This window comes from Salinimicrobium maris (genome assembly GCF_049680855.1).
Taxonomy (GTDB): Bacteria; Bacteroidota; Bacteroidia; order Flavobacteriales; family Flavobacteriaceae; genus Salinimicrobium.
This window is the reverse complement of record NZ_JBMPGS010000004.1, coordinates 1-16,750: the sequence shown is the minus strand read 5'-3', so window position 1 is coordinate 16,750 and position 16,750 is coordinate 1. Positions and strand designations below refer to the sequence as shown.

17 protein-coding genes are annotated in these 16,750 nt (G+C 40.1%); 9 read left to right on the top strand and 8 right to left on the bottom strand.

The window, feature by feature from the left end; translation table 11 throughout:
• Positions 1-70 precede the first annotated feature (70 nt).
• On the top strand, positions 71-973 hold the full coding sequence (locus tag ACOV1Q_RS12325; protein WP_424494705.1) for an FKBP-type peptidyl-prolyl cis-trans isomerase: 903 nt from the start codon (positions 71-73) through the stop codon (positions 971-973).
• Between the two features lie 69 nt (positions 974-1,042).
• Here ACOV1Q_RS12325 and ACOV1Q_RS12320 read toward each other — a convergent pair whose 3' ends face one another.
• From ACOV1Q_RS12320 to ACOV1Q_RS12310, 3 genes are all read right to left on the bottom strand, one after another.
• Complete coding sequence (locus tag ACOV1Q_RS12320) at positions 1,043-1,651, bottom strand: outer membrane beta-barrel protein (RefSeq protein WP_424494704.1); 609 nt, start codon at positions 1,649-1,651, stop codon at positions 1,043-1,045.
• A gap of 128 nt (positions 1,652-1,779) precedes the next feature.
• Positions 1,780-2,733 carry a transketolase family protein gene (locus ACOV1Q_RS12315; RefSeq protein WP_424494703.1) on the bottom strand — a complete coding sequence of 318 codons (954 nt, stop codon included), beginning with the start codon at positions 2,731-2,733 and terminating at the stop codon, positions 1,780-1,782.
• Between the two features lie 81 nt (positions 2,734-2,814).
• Positions 2,815-3,660, bottom strand: a complete 846-nt coding sequence (locus ACOV1Q_RS12310; RefSeq protein ID WP_424494702.1) for a transketolase — start codon at positions 3,658-3,660, stop codon at positions 2,815-2,817.
• Positions 3,661-3,826: 166 nt separating this feature from the next.
• On the opposite strand from ACOV1Q_RS12310, the gene tgt reads away from it, so the two are divergent.
• The 8 genes from tgt (at position 3,827) to ACOV1Q_RS12270 (ending at position 12,426) form a co-directional block, all read left to right on the top strand.
• A complete protein-coding gene (tgt, locus tag ACOV1Q_RS12305) occupies positions 3,827-4,957 on the top strand; it encodes a tRNA guanosine(34) transglycosylase Tgt (protein ID WP_424494701.1) in 1,131 nt (376 codons plus the stop codon).
• Position 4,958: 1 nt separating this feature from the next.
• Positions 4,959-6,035 (top strand): LptF/LptG family permease, encoded by a 1,077-nt coding sequence (locus tag ACOV1Q_RS12300; protein WP_424494700.1) that lies wholly within the window; start codon positions 4,959-4,961, stop codon positions 6,033-6,035.
• The gene (locus tag ACOV1Q_RS12295; protein WP_424494699.1) at positions 6,022-6,945 is read left to right on the top strand and encodes a DMT family transporter; all 924 of its coding nucleotides are present in this window, start codon (positions 6,022-6,024) and stop codon (positions 6,943-6,945) included. Before ACOV1Q_RS12300 ends, ACOV1Q_RS12295 begins: the two co-directional genes overlap by 14 nt.
• A 47-nt stretch (positions 6,946-6,992) precedes the next feature.
• Positions 6,993-7,946, top strand: a complete 954-nt coding sequence (locus ACOV1Q_RS12290) for an acetyl-CoA carboxylase carboxyltransferase subunit alpha (protein WP_424494698.1) — start codon at positions 6,993-6,995, stop codon at positions 7,944-7,946.
• 168 nt (positions 7,947-8,114) lie between these two features.
• Complete coding sequence (gene dnaB / locus ACOV1Q_RS12285) at positions 8,115-9,668, top strand: replicative DNA helicase (protein WP_424494697.1); 1,554 nt, start codon at positions 8,115-8,117, stop codon at positions 9,666-9,668.
• Positions 9,669-9,840: 172 nt separating this feature from the next.
• Entirely contained in the window at positions 9,841-11,025 is a 1,185-nt protein-coding gene (locus ACOV1Q_RS12280; RefSeq protein WP_424494696.1) for an asparagine synthetase B, read from the top strand.
• Between the two features lie 53 nt (positions 11,026-11,078).
• Positions 11,079-11,912, top strand: a complete 834-nt coding sequence (locus ACOV1Q_RS12275; RefSeq protein ID WP_424494695.1) for an amidohydrolase family protein — start codon at positions 11,079-11,081, stop codon at positions 11,910-11,912.
• Between the two features lie 88 nt (positions 11,913-12,000).
• The gene (locus ACOV1Q_RS12270) at positions 12,001-12,426 is read left to right on the top strand and encodes a secondary thiamine-phosphate synthase enzyme YjbQ (RefSeq protein WP_424494694.1); all 426 of its coding nucleotides are present in this window, start codon (positions 12,001-12,003) and stop codon (positions 12,424-12,426) included.
• A 73-nt stretch (positions 12,427-12,499) separates the two neighbouring features.
• Here ACOV1Q_RS12270 and rplT read toward each other — a convergent pair whose 3' ends face one another.
• The 5 genes from rplT to ACOV1Q_RS12245 all read right to left on the bottom strand — a co-directional run bounded on the left by rplT (position 12,500) and on the right by ACOV1Q_RS12245 (position 16,053).
• Positions 12,500-12,844 (bottom strand): 50S ribosomal protein L20, encoded by a 345-nt coding sequence (gene rplT / locus ACOV1Q_RS12265; protein WP_424494693.1) that lies wholly within the window; start codon positions 12,842-12,844, stop codon positions 12,500-12,502.
• Positions 12,845-12,983: 139 nt separating this feature from the next.
• Positions 12,984-13,181 (bottom strand): 50S ribosomal protein L35, encoded by a 198-nt coding sequence (rpmI, locus tag ACOV1Q_RS12260; RefSeq protein WP_424494692.1) that lies wholly within the window; start codon positions 13,179-13,181, stop codon positions 12,984-12,986.
• A 75-nt stretch (positions 13,182-13,256) separates the two neighbouring features.
• The gene (gene infC / locus ACOV1Q_RS12255) at positions 13,257-13,772 is read right to left on the bottom strand and encodes a translation initiation factor IF-3 (protein ID WP_380740823.1); all 516 of its coding nucleotides are present in this window, start codon (positions 13,770-13,772) and stop codon (positions 13,257-13,259) included.
• A 58-nt stretch (positions 13,773-13,830) separates the two neighbouring features.
• On the bottom strand, positions 13,831-15,777 hold the full coding sequence (gene thrS, locus ACOV1Q_RS12250) for a threonine--tRNA ligase (RefSeq protein ID WP_424494691.1): 1,947 nt from the start codon (positions 15,775-15,777) through the stop codon (positions 13,831-13,833).
• Positions 15,778-15,831: 54 nt separating this feature from the next.
• Positions 15,832-16,053: a hypothetical protein gene (locus ACOV1Q_RS12245; protein ID WP_424494690.1), complete on the bottom strand. Its 222-nt coding sequence runs from the start codon at positions 16,051-16,053 to the stop codon at positions 15,832-15,834.
• Positions 16,054-16,750 lie beyond the last annotated feature (697 nt).

Below are 16,750 nucleotides of genomic sequence, written 5' to 3'. Positions count from 1 at the left end.
TAAAACTACAATGATTTCATAAAGCAAAAATACAAGATTATTGTATCTTGCGGCCCTAAAATACATATTGATGAGGTTGAATAAAATTTTGTTGGCAGGTTTTTTTATGACTGCCTTTTTGGTTGCCTGTGATAATGATGATGATTCTGGGACAGATCCGATTCCTGAAAGGGATCGAGGGGAACAGGAAGTAGAAGACAGGGAAGCTTTGGAGGAGTATCTTAGTACGCATTTCTACAATTATGAAGATTTTGAAAATCCTTCCGAAGATTTTGATAATGTAATTCGCATAGATACTATAAACGAAGCCAATGCCGATAAAACACCGCTGTCTGAATCTAATCTTTTGGAAGAAATAACAGTGAGCAGGGATGACGTAGATTATACAATTTATGTTTTGAAAGTTCGTGAAGGAGAAGGGGAAAAGCCCACTTTTGCTGATTCTACTTTTGTTACTTACCGTGGCCAGTTACTGGATCGTACCTTGTTCGATAATGCAGTAACTCCCGTATGGTTTGATCTGACTCGAGTGGTACCCGGATTTTCTCAGGGAGTAAGTGAATTTAGAGGAGCTTCAAGCTATGAAGTTAATCCAGATAATTCTGTTACCTGGAGTAATGATTACGGGATAGGAGCTGTATTTATGCCATCGGGACTTGGTTATTTTTCCACTCGTCAGGGTGTAATATCGCCATATAGCCCTTTAGTGTTTACGTTTAAGCTGTATCTGGTGAATGAAGCCGATCATGACAACGACGGTATTCCTTCCTACATGGAGGATGTGAATAATGATGAGAATATCGCAAATGATGATACAGACGAAGATCTTTATCCAAACTATATTGATGAAGATGATGATGGTGACTTTATTCCTACAAGAGAAGAAATCATTATAAATGAAGAGACCGGGGAAATTACTTTTCCTGATAGTGACAATGATGGTACGCCAGATTATTTAGACGGTGATGTTTAATGATCATTTCTAAAATAGAATAAGAAAAGCCCCTTTTTGGGGCTTTTTTCATTTTCTGAAGAGAGGATTTTAAAGGTTGAGCGAAAGACTCACAATGAACTGGTTAGGACGTGAATCCAACCGGACGTATTCTTCGCCGCCAATCATCCTGGCCACTTCTGCCTGGTTTTCGCTCAGGGCCTGCTCGTAACGAACATCTACTCCCAGGCTTCCCAATTGCACGCCAACACCAAACTGCGCACCTACTGTAAATTCATTTTCCATATCTTCTAGGCTAAGCCCTGCAAAATCGTTGTCTAGATAATACTGGAAACTTGGACCTGCAAAGACATTTAATGGGCCAAGAATTTGCACACCTACCATTACCGGAAGGTTTAACGTAGTTACATCAAAATCCTCTGATTCATTTTTGTACTCGTAAGAACTTTTCGCTGTGGTATAGACAAGTTCAGGTTTTAAAAAAACAGGACCAAGATTTGCGCGGTAGAAAATCCCGAAGTGATAACCTGTTTTTCTATCGGCTTTTTCTTCAAGAATGTTCTCTCCCGTCTCTGTAAGATCAGAATATTCAATTTTTCCATTATCAGAATAATTTAGTCCGCCTTTTACTCCAAAGCCACTTTGGGCAAAGGCAGAGGTGCCGGCGATTAGCATAAAAATAAACAGTCCTTTTTTCATAATTACAATTTTAAGTGAGTTCTTTTAAAACGGTTTTCTATAGCTTTTATTTCTGAAAATAGAAAGCCCTTCAAAAATGCCATTTTTGAAGGGCTTTATTTCAAAATATTTTCGAATTGCGGAAGAAACTATTTTCGTTTTGTCGCTTTTTCTGAAGCGCGTACGATTGCGGCGGCATTTAAACCGTATTTCTCCATAAGTTGCTCAGGAACACCGCTTTCTCCAAAGGTATCCTGTGTTGCAACGAACTCCTGGGGAGTAGGAAGGTGCTGCGCAAGGGTGCGTGCCACACTTTCTCCCAGTCCGCCAAGGTAATTGTGCTCTTCAGCAGTTACAACGCAGCCGGTTTTCTTTACAGAGTCTAAAATAGCTTTTTCGTCCAGTGGTTTGATGGTGTGAATATTAATCACTTCAGCTGAAATTCCTTTTTCTTCAAGTTCTTCGGCTGCCTGTAAAGCTTCCCAAACCAGGTGTCCTGTAGCAATAATGGTTACATCATTACCTTCAGTAAGCTGAACAGCTTTGCCAATTTCGAACTTTTGATCTTCAGGAGTGAAATTCGCAACTTTTGGTCTTCCGAAGCGCAGGTAAACCGGGCCTTTATGCTCGGCTACGGCAATAGTTGCCGCTTTCGTCTGGTTGTAATCACAGGTGTTGATCACCGTCATTCCAGGCAACATTTTCATCAAGCCAATATCTTCAAGGATCTGGTGAGTTGCCCCGTCTTCCCCAAGAGTAAGCCCCGCGTGAGAAGCACATATCTTCACATTCTTGCCTGAATAAGCCACAGACTGGCGAATCTGGTCATAAACCCTCCCGGTGGAAAAGTTCGCGAAAGTTCCTGTAAAAGGAATTTTTCCTCCAATAGTCATACCGGCGGCAATCCCAATCATATTTGCTTCGGCAATACCAACCTGGAAAAATCTCTCGGGATGGTTCTTTTTGAAGTCTCCCAATTTTAGAGAACCTGTAAGATCGGCACAAAGCGCGACGACATTTTCATTGGTTTTACCCAATTCGTCCATACCGGCACCAAATCCCGAGCGGGTGTCTTTATTTCCTGTATTTGTATATTTTTTCATTTCTAAGCTTTTGTTGTTCCGCGGCGGCGGAAATCTCATATTTATTGGTACTGAATGATTCTGAAATTCTTCAGAAAAGATCTAGTAATCTCCTAAAGTTTCAGGGTTTTGGGCGAGTGCTTTTTCCAGCTGCTCATCATTTGGAGCAACGCCGTGCCATGCATGCGTGCCCATCATGAAATCAACACCGTGGCCCATAACGGTGGTAAGTAAGATGCAAACGGGTTTTCCTTTTCCGGTTCTGCTTTTAGCTTCCTTTAGTCCATCAATAACGGCCGAAATATTGTTTCCTTCTTTTACTTCAAGAACGTCCCAGCCAAAAGCTTCAAATTTTGCCTTTAGGCTTCCCATTGGCAGAACATCGTCTGTACACCCGTCAATTTGCTGACTGTTTAAATCTACAGTCGCAATGATGTTATCTACTTTGTTCCCGGCAGCATACATGATCGCTTCCCAGTTTTGTCCTTCCTGCAGTTCTCCATCGCCGTGCAGGGTATATACCAGGTGCTTGTCACCATTCAATTTTTTGGCATTGGCAGCACCAATCCCTACAGAGAGTCCCTGTCCCAATGAACCCGATGCAATTCTTACTCCGGGTAAACCTTCATGAGTGGTTGGATGTCCTTGTAATCGTGAATCAATTAATCTAAAGGTGTTAAGCTCCTTTACCGGAAAATAGCCACTTCTCGCAAGTACGCTGTAAAATACGGGAGAAATATGTCCGTTTGATAAGAAGAACAGGTCTTCATCTTTTCCATCCATATCAAAGCCTTCTTTTCTGTCCATGATCTCCTGGTAGAGAACAGTAAAAAATTCGGTGCAGCCTAGAGATCCACCGGGATGTCCAGAATTTACTTTGTGTACCTGCCGTACAATGTCTCTTCGTACCTGTGTGGCAAAATTTTCTAGTTGTTGTGTGTTTGACATTTTCAGTTTATTAAATGTTGCGCAAAAATAAGATTTTAAAAAGGCCTTTTAAAATCTATATTTTGCCAGTTATTAACCATTTACCAAACAAAGCTAACAATTTAAGGTTTATATACTTCTGAAAATGCCGTTTTGTTAAGTATCTTTGCGGCCTTGAAAGAAACCTATGAAATTTGATTTATTAGCAACGGACGCCCAGAGTAGCGCCCGGGCAGGAACTATTACCACAGATCACGGAAAAATTGAAACTCCTATCTTCATGCCGGTTGGAACAGTGGCATCTGTAAAAGGAGTTCACCAAAAGGAACTTAAGGAAGAAGTTAATCCCGATATTATTTTAGGAAATACCTATCACCTGTACCTGCGACCGGGAACAGACATTCTGAAAAAAGCCGGCGGGTTGCATAAGTTTATGAACTGGGACCGCAATATTCTTACGGATAGCGGAGGTTACCAGGTTTATTCCTTATCACATAGAAGAAAAATAAAAGAGGAAGGGGTAAAATTCAAATCACATATTGACGGTTCTTACCATATTTTTACTCCCGAAAATGTGATGGAAATTCAGCGCGTTATAGGTGCAGATATTATCATGGCTTTTGATGAATGTACTCCTTATCCATGTGATTACAATTACGCAAAGAATTCTATGCATCGTACACATCGCTGGTTAGACCGTTGTATTTCACATCTGGAGAAGACTCCGTTGACTTATGGGCATCAGCAAACACTTTTCCCCATTGTTCAGGGAAGTACTTTCAAGGATCTTAGGAAACAATCTGCAGAATATATTGCGAATTCAGGTGCAGCGGGAAACGCCATCGGCGGACTTTCTGTAGGAGAGCCTGCGGAAGAAATGTACGCTATGACCGAGGTAGTTACGAATATACTTCCGAAGGAAAAGCCACGTTATCTTATGGGGGTAGGGACGCCCATCAATATTCTTGAAAATATCGCACTGGGAGTAGATATGTTTGATTGTGTAATGCCCACCAGAAACGCAAGAAACGGAATGCTTTTTACTGCACATGGAACCATAAACATCAAGAATAAGAAATGGGAAGAAGATTTTTCACCTATAGATGAAATGGGACATACCTTCGTAGACAGTTACTATACAAAAGCATATGTGCGGCATTTATTTACGGTGAATGAGATGCTTGGCAAGCAAATTGCTACCATTCATAACCTTGGCTTCTACCTGTGGTTGGTTCGTGAGGCCAGAAAACATATCTTAGCCGGAGATTTTGCCAGCTGGAAAAATATGATGGTTAATCAAATGAACAAACGCCTGTAACTTGAAGATTCTCGACTGGTACATACTTAAAAGATACCTGGGTACATTCGCTTTGATGTTGTTGTTGTTCATTCCTATAGGAATAACAGTAAACCTGGCCGAAAAGATCGACAAGATCCTGGCGAACGAAGTTCCGTTGATCGAAGTGGTGAAATACTACATAGATTTTACAGTGTATTTTGCAAATTTGCTGTTTCCGCTGTTCTTGTTTTTATCAGTGATCTGGTTTACTTCCAAACTTGCGCAAAACACCGAGATTATTGCATTTTTGAGTAGCGGGGTTTCCTTCTGGAGATTTTTAAGGCCTTATCTTATAGGTGCAACTATTGTATGCGTTGGGGCGCTCATACTTGGAATGTTTTTAGCACCCACTGCCAGTAAAGGTTTTAATGAATTTAAATATACATACCTTAAAAAGGGAAGCGAAGTTCAGGAAACCAGCGATGTGTACCGGCAAATCAATGACGACGAATTTATTTACGCCTCGCATTTTCGGCCCAGTACAAATTCTGCCAGAAACTTCACTCTGGAACATTTTGAAGGAAATGAACTTAAGTTCAAGATTAGTGCATCTACACTTCAGTACAGTGAGGAGGATTCCATTTACACTTTGGTAAATTATAATAAACGCATTATAGGGGAGCGTGGAGATAATCTCATTTCCGAAACTCGTAAAGACACCGTTCTGCCGTTTGATTTTGATGAACTCACGCCGGTGTCTTACATGGCTGAAACTCTTAATTATAATGAACTGGCAGATTTTATTGATCAGGAAAAAAGAAGGGGATCAGGAAATATTAATCGGTACAAAGTAGTGGCCTACAAGAGATGGAGTTTACCTGTTTCGGCATACATTCTTACTGTAATCGCAGTGGCTGTTTCGTCCATGAAAAGACGTGGTGGAATGGGGGTGAACCTTGCTTTAGGTATTACGCTGGCCTTTGTTTTCATCTTTATGGATAAGGTGTTTGGAACAATTGCTGAACAAAGTACTTTTTCCCCACTTCTTGCAGTTTGGTTCCCTAATATGCTTTTTGGGGTGCTGGCTGTTTACCTTCTATATAATGCAAAACGATAAGCTGAAGAGCTACCTGCATTTTCACCTCATTGTCTTTATTTGGGGTTTTACTGCTGTACTCGGCGCTCTTATTAGCATTGAAGCTGTACCGCTGGTATGGTACAGGATGTTAACGGCGAGTGTTTTGATCTTTTTCTGGATTCTTTGGAAAAAGAAAAAATTTCGGCTTTCCCGAAAGACTTTAAGAATTCTGGTAATTGCCGGTGTAGTGATCGCCCTGCACTGGCTCACTTTTTTTGGAGCCATAAAAGCTTCAAATGTGTCCATTACTCTGGGCATGCTTTCCACAGGAGCTTTTTTTACATCTATCATGGAGCCCATCTTTTATAAAAGAAAGGTGATATGGTATGAAATTCTATTCGGAATTGTGGTAATGTTGGGGCTTTATATCATTTTTCAGGTGGAAACCGAATATCTCTCCGGAATTATCCTGGCTTTAATTTCTGCATTTCTTTCCGCAGTTTTTGCTCTTATAAATGGAAAACTAGCCCAAAAGGAAGATGCGACAGTCATTTCCTTTTATGAACTTTTTACCGGCGCCCTTGCTATAACGCTGTACTTACTGATCATTACCTTTACCGGAGACTCAAAAAGTGGATTTTCGGCAGCATTTTTTGAAATATCTCCTGCAGATATCTGGTATCTTTTTATTTTAGCTTCGGTATGTACAGCCTATGCATTTATTGCTGCCGTAGCGGTAATGAAGCATTTGAGTCCTTACACCGTGATGTTGACCACCAACCTGGAACCTGTTTATGGCATTCTGCTGGCCTTTTTGATTTTTGGAAGTGAAGAGAAAATGGACCCGGGATTTTATTATGGTGCTTTAATAATCCTAAGTACCGTGATCCTGAACGGAATACTTAAAACCCGAAGAAAAATAAAACGCAATAAGAAAGCTTCCCTCTAAAGTTTCTTATATTTGTGAGCTAATTTTAAACAAACCCATAGCCTGTTATGGAATATTTAGACTTTGAATTACCTATTAAAGAACTGGAAGAACAGTATCAAAAAGCTTGTGCAATAGGCGAAGAGAGCGATGTGGATGTTACGGCCACCTGCAGGCAAATTGAGAAAAGATTAAACGCTACAAAAAAGGAAATATACAAGAACCTTACTGCCTGGCAACGGGTGCAGTTGTCGCGTCATCCTAACCGCCCCTACACATTAGATTATATAAAAGCCATTTGCGGCGATACATTTTTGGAACTTCACGGTGATAGAAATGTAAAAGATGACAAGGCGATGATTGGCGGACTTGGAAAAATTGGTGACCAAAGTTATATGTTCGTTGGTCAGCAAAAAGGTTACAATACAAAGACCAGGCAGTATCGCAATTTTGGAATGGCAAATCCCGAAGGATATAGAAAAGCCTTGCGGTTAATGAAATCTGCTGAAAAATTCAATATACCTGTTGTTACTTTCATAGACACACCTGGAGCTTATCCCGGGCTGGAAGCCGAAGAACGTGGCCAGGGTGAAGCTATTGCGAGGAATATTCTTGAAATGACCCGCTTAAAAGTGCCTATTATAGTTGTTATTATTGGAGAAGGTGCCAGCGGTGGAGCTTTAGGAATTGGAGTAGGAGATAAGGTGCTTATGCTTGAAAATACGTGGTATTCGGTTATTTCTCCGGAATCCTGTTCTTCAATTTTGTGGAGAAGCTGGGAATTTAAGGAAAAAGCTGCAGATGCTCTTAAACTTACCGCCAAGGATATGAAAAAGCAGCGGCTTATAGATGAGATCGTAAAAGAACCTCTTGGGGGGGCTCATAGCGACCGGGAGCAAACTTTTGAAACGGTAAAAGATGCCATTTCGTCTTCGTATGATGAGTATAGAAACTTATCACCAGAAGAATTAGTGAAAAAGAGAATGGAAAAATATTCTTCAATGGGAGTTTTCAAAGGTTAATCCCTTTAAACTTACCTCAAGCCAAAATCCGGAGTTGCTGCTTCGGATTTTTTTAGCCTTTATAAACACATATATTAACTTATTAACAGTTAAAATGTTCATAACCTGTGAATTAAGTCGGGTAGTGTGCAACCGACTCTTCTGAGCATTTTTCTGTACATTCGCTTCATGGAAAACGTCAAATCCCCACAACGAAAAAATTACGGTCAAGGAAATGTAATAAACCTTGAAAAAGGAAAAATACCCCCACAAGCTGTTGATTTAGAAGAGGTTGTGTTGGGGGCAATGATGATTGATAAAAAGGGTGTTGATGAAATTATTGATATTCTTCATCCCGATGTTTTTTATAAAAGTGCTCACCAGTACATTTTTGAAGCCATTCATAAGCTCTTCGAAAACTCTGAACCAGTTGACTTATTAACCGTTTCAACACAATTACGTAAGGATCAGAAACTGGAGCAGGTAGGTGGTGATTTTTATCTTGTTCAGCTCACGCAAAAAGTGTCTTCTTCAGCACATATTGAGTTTCATGCACGCATCATTCTTCAGAAGTATATTCAACGAAGTCTTATAAAGATTTCCAACGAAATTATTGAAGAGTCTTACGATGAAACCACCGATGTTTTTGACCTTTTAGACACTGCTGAGTCAAAATTATATGAGGTAACGCAGGGAAACATCAAACGTTCTTCAGAAACCGCACAGGACCTGGTAATGCAGGCGAAGAAAAGAATTCAGGAGATTTCGAATAAAGAAGGGCTAAGTGGAATACCCTCGGGCTTTGATAAACTCGATAAACTTACTTCCGGTTGGCAGCCGAGTGACCTTGTTATTGTTGCAGCTCGTCCTGGTATGGGTAAAACCGCATTAACCTTGTCTATGGCGAGAAATATTGCGGTAGGCCAGAATATTCCCGTAGCTTTTTTCTCCCTGGAGATGTCCTCGGTGCAGTTGATTACCCGTTTAATTTCTTCTGAAACCGGACTATCTTCAGAAAAACTGAGAACAGGAAATCTTGAGAAACATGAGTGGGAACAGTTAAATGTTAAGGTAAAAGGGCTTGAAAAAGCACCTTTGTTTATTGATGATACGCCTTCACTTTCTATCTTTGACTTACGTGCGAAGGCAAGGCGTCTTGCTTCCCAACATGGTATTAAACTTATTGTAATTGATTATCTTCAGCTAATGACGGCCGGCGGTAGCCAGAAAGGAGGAAACCGGGAGCAGGAAATTTCTACTATTTCGAGAAACCTTAAGGCACTGGCAAAAGAACTTGGTGTTCCGGTAATTGCACTTTCGCAGCTGTCCCGTGCGGTAGAAACCCGTGGAGGCAGTAAAAGACCCTTGTTAAGTGACCTTCGGGAATCTGGAGCGATTGAGCAGGATGCCGATATTGTTTCATTTATTTATCGTCCCGAGTATTACAAAATTGATGAGTGGGATGATGAAGAAAGAACTCCCACCGAAGGACAGGCAGAATTTATCGTTGCAAAACACCGTAACGGTGGTTTAGAGAATATTAGGCTGAAATTTATTGGGCATCTTGGTAAATTCGATAACTTAGATGACTTTGATTCGCCTTTCGAGTTCCATTCAAAAATGAATGATGATGATTCTGGTGACGGATTTAAACCCGGCAATTTCCCAAGTGCCGACGAAGCTTTTGGAAGTTCGATGAATGATAACCTCAATGATGACGCAGACGACGACGTGCCTTTCTAAAAAACTGAAACAAAAATGCCATTTTGGAGGTGCTATGCATCTTCATGAAGACCATATTTTACATAAGAACAACAAGGAGAAAAGATCCAGACGCCAGTTTAGGTGGGGATTTTTTCTCCTTTTCTTTTTACTGTTCTCTTTAAAATCCTTTTCCGCTCAAATCTTGATCCCCATGGATGCAGAGACACAGCAGGACCATTTAAAAGCCTACGGAATTACCTACTGGATGCTTGAAAAAGGAATTAAATCTCAGTGGTTACTTAACTATCGGGGCGGCTCTTTTCTTTTTCCCGATTCCGAAGAACTGAGAAGGGAATGCCAGGTGAGAGGAGTTTCTTTTGAAGTTTTGAGCGACCAGAAGACCCAGGAGATCCGCGAGGAAGTTCAAAGTCCGTCGCGTAATATGGAAGCGGTGGTTCTGGAAAAAGCGCCAAAAATAGCCGTTTATTCACCTCAGGGGAACAAACCCTGGGATGATGCGGTAACGATGGTACTTACCTACGCCGAAATTCCCTATGAAACTATTTACGATGAGGAAGTTCTAAATGATGCTTTGTTGTTGTACGATTGGCTGCATTTGCATCACGAAGATTTTACCGGCCAATACGGTAAATTCTATCGCAGTTATCGAACTGCACCCTGGTATATTGAAGATAAAAAAGCTGCGGAGTCTCTGGCGGCAGAAATGGGATATTCGAAGGTTTCTGAAGAAAAACTTGCTGTAGCTTTGAAAATTAGGGATTATGTGGCAGGCGGCGGATTCATGTTCGCCATGTGCAGTGCCACCGATAGTTTTGATATAGCACTTTCCGCCGAGGATGTGGACATCGCAGAACCTATGTTTGACGGCGATCCCAGTGAACCCGATTACCAAAGCAAGATTGATTACAGCAACACATTTGCCTTTACAGATTTTACGCTGGAACGGGACCCAATGGTCTATGAGTTTTCCTCTATAGACATGACTGCAAAACGTCGCGTTCCGGCGGAATCAGATTATTTCACTCTCATGGAATTTTCTGCAAAATGGGATCCTATTCCAGCGATGCTCACTCAAAATCATACAACTCTTGTCAAAGGTTTTATGGGTCAAACTACAGCTTATGATCCTTCAGAAATTAAACCTACCGTACTTGTCATGGGGGAGAACAAGCTGAATGGCGAAGCAAGATATATCCACGGAATTAAAGGCAACGGATTTTTCACCTTTTATGGAGGGCATGATCCTGAAGATTATCAGCATAGAATAGGAGATCCCAAGACAGAATTGGAACTGCATCCTACTTCTCCCGGTTATCGGCTTATTTTGAATAACGTTTTATTTCCCGCAGCTAAGAAGAAAAAGCAGAAAACCTGAAAAATTTTTACATTCTAAATTCCCAAATTCTAAAATTTTCACCTCTCTCTTCTATGAATATCGACAGTCATCAGCATTTCTGGAACTACGATCCTGCAAAATATTCCTGGATCAATGATTCCATGCACAAAATTAAAAAAGATTTTTTGCCCTCAGATCTTGCACCTGTACTTCAGAAAAATGGTATTGGCGGTACTGTTGCGGTAGAAGCTTTTCATTCGGAAAAGGAAACGGAATTTCTTTTAGATCTTGCTTCCGAATTTCCTTTTATAAAAGCTGTGGTTGGATGGGTAGATTTATATTCAGAAAATGTGGGGTCGCGCCTGAAAATGTTTTCGAAAAATCCCGTTTTTAAAGGGGTAAGGCACACCGTATATGATGAAAAAGGTGAATTTTTGACCGAAAATTTATTTCAGAAGGGAATTGCAGCTCTTGGAAAATTTGGATTAACGTACGATTTACTCATTTTTGAACATCAACTACCAGGTGCCATAGAATTAATGAAAAAGTTTCCGAAGCAAAGGTTTGTTTTAGACCATATGGCAAAACCTAGGATTTCTCCTGATGGTCCTTCCGAAGAATGGACAAGCAACATCAGGACACTTGCTGAAAATAAAAATGTTTTTTGTAAAGTATCCGGACTTGTGACTGAAACTCCCGGATTTCACAGGGAAATAAGAGATTTTATACCCTTTTTGGATGTTGTTGTTGATGCATTTGGAGAAGATCGGTTAATGTTCGGGTCAGATTGGCCTGTGTGCCTCTCTGCAGCCGATTATGAAGATACCATGGCTATTGTAAGAGACTATTTTGCAGCTTATGGCGAGGAAAGTATGCGCAAGCTATTGGGAGGAAATGCGGCACGCTGCTACCGGATTCCAGTTTAAGGTGTCGCAAAAAAATGCTTCAGAAATACGCTTTTTGACGCTCCTGGTACTCCGTAATTTTATATTTTATGTAAAAAAGTAGATTTTTATGGATAAGATTTTTCAGAAAGAAATAAAATTAGCCTCTAAGACACGCGGATTTCATTTAGTGACAGAGGAGATTGTTCGGCAATTCCCGGAAATTTCAGAAATTAAAGTAGGAATGTTTCAGGTTTTTATAAAACATACTTCCGCAGGTTTGACCATTAATGAAAATGCAGATCCCACGGTGCGCGAGGATTTCGAAAGCCAAATGAATGAAATGGTTCCGGAGAATCAGCCTTATTATAAACACACTTTGGAAGGGCCCGATGATATGCCGGCGCATATTAAAGCTTCTTTAATGGGAAGTTCTGTACAAATTCCTATTACTAAGGGTCGTCTTAATCTAGGGACGTGGCAGGGAATTTACCTTTGCGAACATCGTAACCTCGGCGGAAATAGGAAACTGGTTTTGACAGCTTTCGGAAGTTAACTCGTAACAATTGAACAAAAAAAATCCGGTTCCCAAAGAAACCGGATTTAATAAGTGAGATAACTGTTGGTATTTATTTTACTTTTTCAACGATAGCTTTAAACGCTTCCGGGTGGTTCATCGCTAAATCGGCTAAAACCTTACGGTTTAGTTCAATTCCGCTAACTTTTACTTTACCCATAAACTGCGAATAAGACATCCCGTGCATACGTGCACCTGCGTTGATACGCATGATCCATAGGGAACGGAAGTTTCTTTTCTTGGTTTTACGGTCTCTGTAAGCATATAACATTGCTTTTTCAACCGCGTTTTTAGCTACTGTCCAAACGTTTTTCCGACGTCCAAAGTAACCTTTTGCTTGCTTAAGAACCTTTTTTCTTCTGGCTCTTTTAGCAACTGAATTTACTGATCTTGGCATATTTTGAAATTTTTTTGTAGCAGGCGGCCGGTAACCGGCACTTTTAAATTAGAAAAGATTTTAGATAATGATCTCAAATCTCTTTTCTAACTGGCCCAACTCCAGGGTTTTTAAATTTGTTAAACCATCAAAGGTTCAATTACTTTAAACGTAATTGAAGTTTGATATTAGTCTCATCGGCTTCATGCACCAAAGTACTGTGCGTCAGAGCAAGCTTTTGTTTCTTCGTCTTCTTTGTTAAGATGTGACTTTTAAACGCATGCTTTCTTTTTATTTTACCGGTACCGGTAAGCTTGAAACGCTTTTTGGCACTGGATTTTGTTTTCATTTTAGGCATTGTGTCCTTGTTTAATAATTATCTCACTTATTATTGTAGATCTAAAAATGCTTTGAAAAAGCACATTTTTAGATGTTATTTTGATTTCTTAGGAGAGATGAACATGGTCATTCGCTTTCCTTCTAGCTTAGGCATTTGTTCAACTTTACCCAATTCTTCTAAATCTTGCGCCAATCGTAACAAGAGAATCTCTCCCTGTTCCTTGAACACAATAGATCTACCTTTGAAAAACACATATGCCTTTAATTTAGCACCTTCTTTCAGGAATTTTTCCCCGTGCTTTTTCTTAAATTCATAATCGTGATCATCGGTATTTGGACCAAATCGAATTTCCTTTACAACTACCTTCGTTGCCTTTGCTTTTAAGGCTTTGTCTCTCTTCTTTTGTTCATAGAGAAATTTCTTGTAGTCCATCACTTTTGCTACAGGAGGATTGGCATTTGGTGAAATCTCCACCAGGTCCAGTTCCTGTTCTTCGGCAATGGCTAAAGCTTTTTTGGTTGGGTAAACACCCATTTCGACATTATCACCTACCAGGCGAACTTCTTCCGCACGAATTTTCCCGTTAATTCTATGCGGGTCTTCCTTGATTTCTCTAAGAGGTCTCCTTGATCTTTTTCTTCGTATTGCTATGGCTATATAATTTTAGTTAGACTTCAAATGTTCTTAATGTCTTATTGATTTCATCATCTATAAGACTGGCAAATTCTTCAATAGGCATGGTGCCTATATCGCCTTGCCCATGTTTACGTACAGAAACCGTACCGTCTTTTTCCTCCTGTTCACCAACGATGATCATATAAGGAAATTTGTTGACTTCGGCTTCCCTAATCTTCTTGCCAACTGTTTCATTTCTATTATCGCTTACGGCGCGAATTTCGTGATTTTCCAGCAAAGTTAAAACTTTTTGGCCGTATTTCTCATATTTCTCACTGAGGGAGAGAATAATAACCTGTTCGGGCATTAACCAAAGTGGGAAATTACCCCCGGTATTTTCAAGTAGCACAGCCACAAATCTTTCCATGCTGCCAAAAGGTGCACGGTGAATCATGACAGGCCGGTGTGTCTCATTGTCACTTCCTTTATAAGTAAGGTCAAATCTTTCTGGTAAATTGTAATCCACCTGAATGGTTCCGAGCTGCCAGCTTCTGCCTAAAGCATCCTTTACCATGAAGTCAAGTTTGGGTCCGTAGAAGGCTGCTTCCCCTTTTTCAATGACGTAATTCAGGTTCTTTTCATTTGCGGCTGTTATAATCGCGTTTTCAGCTTTTTCCCAAACGTGGTCACTTCCTATGTATTTAGATTTATTTTCAGGATCTCTTAAAGATACCTGAGCAGTAAAATCTTTAAATCCGAGAGAATCGAATACATATAAAGTAAGGTCAATTACTTTTTTGAATTCATCTCCAAGTTGATCTGGAGTACAGAAAATATGAGCATCATCTTGCGTAAAACCACGAACCCTTGTTAAACCGTGAAGTTCACCACTTTGTTCGTAGCGGTAAACAGTTCCAAATTCAGCAAAGCGCTTCGGAAGATCTTTATAGCTCCAGGGAGAAGCATTGTATATTTCGCAGTGGTGTGGACAGTTCATTGGTTTCAGGAGAAACTCCTCTCCTTCATTGGGAGTATGAATTGGCTGAAAACTATCTTCTCCATACTTCGCATAGTGTCCGGAGGTTACATATAATTCCTTATGACCAATATGCGGGGTGACGACCATTTCATATCCGGCTTTTTTCTGTGCAGCCTTCAGGAAATTCTCAAGGCGTTCGCGAAGGGCGGCACCTTTAGGTAACCATAGAGGGAGTCCCTGTCCCACTTTCTGTGAGAAAGTGAAAAGCTGAAGCTCTTTGCCTAATTTTCTATGGTCTCTTTTCTTTGCCTCTTCCAGAAGCTCCAGGTATTCTTTAAGATCTTTCTGCTTCGGAAAAGAGACTCCGTAGACCCTCGTCAATTGAGGCTTTGTTTCATCTCCTCGCCAGTAAGCTCCGGCAACGCTCATTAGCTTAACTGCTTTAATGACTCCTGTATTAGGAATATGGCCTCCGCGGCATAAATCTGTAAAGGTGTCATGATCACAAAAAGTAATAGTGCCGTCTTCCAGATTTTCTATAAGTTCTACCTTAAATTCGTTTCCTTCTCTTTGGTAATAGCCCAAGGCTTCTTCCTTTGGGACAGACCGCATGTTGAAATCATGTTTTCCGCGGGAGATCTCGAGCATCTTATTTTCGATCTTCTTGAAATCATTTTCAGATATTTTATGCTCACCAAAATCTACATCATAGTAAAACCCATTTTCTATGGCTGGTCCTATGGTAAGTTTTGCTCCTGGATACAATTCCTGGATGGCCTGTGCCATAACATGGGAAGAGGAGTGCCAAAATGCCTTTTTTCCCTCTTTATCGTTCCAGGTATATAATGTAAGATTACCATCTGTATATAAGGAAGTGGTGGATTCTACAATAGTATCATTAAATTTTGCGGAAAGAACATTTCTTGCCAGTCCTTCACTAATGCTTTTCGCTACCTCTATAGGAGTAACTCCTTTTTCAAATTCTTTAATACTGCCGTCGGGCAAAGTAATCTTAATCATGTTAAATATATTAGGTTGCAAAGATAAGAGGATAATAGGTGCTGTACAATACTATTATATATATGTATTTTGATTTTGGCGTTGCTTTTTCCTGCTTTGGCGGGAAAAATGCCGGGCTTTACGCTTGTAGTCCCGAAAAAGATCGGGAGCTACCGCTTCAATCCCTAACGCAGGAGTTCTATGGGCTAGAGTGTTTGTAATATTTGAAGCTTTCGAATGGGTGAAAATATTAGCATTCCAAAAAAAATTTGAAATCTCCTCTTTTTGAATATTCATGTTTCCAGGAGTTTAGCGGTTGAGGAGATTACTTTCCTAAGAAAAACCAAAAATTTATGCTTTTGGTTCTTGCAGAATTAAAAAACGGGTGTATATTTGCACCCGCTTTGAGAAACAACAAAGGCATAAGCTAAACGTTGTGAGCTCAGCAGGGGCGGAGGTTTAAAGCGAAAAAGTTCTCTGAAAAATACTTGAAATTTGTTTTGGAAGTTAAGAGAAAAGGGTTGTAAGTTTGCAACCGCTTAGCAAAGCAGGAAAGAGGAGGTTTTGGTTCTCTTTTTAAATACTGCTTTACGCAGCAGCGTTCTTTTAAAGTTTCAAAAAAAAGATGAAAATTTCTTTTGGATTGTAAAGAATAAAGGTTGTAAATTTGCAAGCTCGTTCTTTACGGGAAGCTTGAAAAAATAAGCTTCTAAAAAAAATAAATTTTTTCTTGCAGGTTTTAAAATAGGTTGTATATTTGCAGCCGCTTAGAACAAGAGCAAGGTTCTTTAAAAAGTATTGAAAAGAAATCCCGGGTAGGGTAGTATTATAGAGAGGTTCGACTCCTTTTATTTCAGCAACGAAACCATGATTGAGTGGGAGTTCATTGACATATTGAATTGACAGCGCGTATTATGTTAGCAATAACATGATGCAAATAATAAGAATTAAGACTAGAAGATACGTTTTGAGCTTCGGTTTTAGAGATAAAACC

Bases quoted from the DNA above. Each gene is read 5' to 3' on its own strand.
- rpmI (WP_424494692.1), bottom strand. From the start codon at position 13,181: ATGCCTAAAATGAAAACAAAATCCAGTGCCAAAAAGCGTTTCAAGCTT.
- ACOV1Q_RS12295 (WP_424494699.1), top strand. From the start codon at position 6,022: ATGCAAAACGATAAGCTGAAGAGCTACCTGCATTTTCACCTCATTGTC.
- rplT (WP_424494693.1), bottom strand. From the start codon at position 12,844: ATGCCAAGATCAGTAAATTCAGTTGCTAAAAGAGCCAGAAGAAAAAAG.
- ACOV1Q_RS12275 (WP_424494695.1), top strand. From the start codon at position 11,079: ATGAATATCGACAGTCATCAGCATTTCTGGAACTACGATCCTGCAAAA.
- ACOV1Q_RS12320 (WP_424494704.1), bottom strand. From the start codon at position 1,651: ATGAAAAAAGGACTGTTTATTTTTATGCTAATCGCCGGCACCTCTGCC.
- ACOV1Q_RS12280 (WP_424494696.1), top strand. From the start codon at position 9,841: ATGGATGCAGAGACACAGCAGGACCATTTAAAAGCCTACGGAATTACC.
- tgt (WP_424494701.1), top strand. From the start codon at position 3,827: ATGAAATTTGATTTATTAGCAACGGACGCCCAGAGTAGCGCCCGGGCA.
- dnaB (WP_424494697.1), top strand. From the start codon at position 8,115: ATGGAAAACGTCAAATCCCCACAACGAAAAAATTACGGTCAAGGAAAT.
- ACOV1Q_RS12290 (WP_424494698.1), top strand. From the start codon at position 6,993: ATGGAATATTTAGACTTTGAATTACCTATTAAAGAACTGGAAGAACAG.
- ACOV1Q_RS12310 (WP_424494702.1), bottom strand. From the start codon at position 3,660: ATGTCAAACACACAACAACTAGAAAATTTTGCCACACAGGTACGAAGA.
- ACOV1Q_RS12325 (WP_424494705.1), top strand. From the start codon at position 71: ATGAGGTTGAATAAAATTTTGTTGGCAGGTTTTTTTATGACTGCCTTT.
- ACOV1Q_RS12270 (WP_424494694.1), top strand. From the start codon at position 12,001: ATGGATAAGATTTTTCAGAAAGAAATAAAATTAGCCTCTAAGACACGC.
- thrS (WP_424494691.1), bottom strand. From the start codon at position 15,777: ATGATTAAGATTACTTTGCCCGACGGCAGTATTAAAGAATTTGAAAAA.
- ACOV1Q_RS12315 (WP_424494703.1), bottom strand. From the start codon at position 2,733: ATGAAAAAATATACAAATACAGGAAATAAAGACACCCGCTCGGGATTT.
- ACOV1Q_RS12245 (WP_424494690.1), bottom strand. From the start codon at position 16,053: ATGAATATTCAAAAAGAGGAGATTTCAAATTTTTTTTGGAATGCTAAT.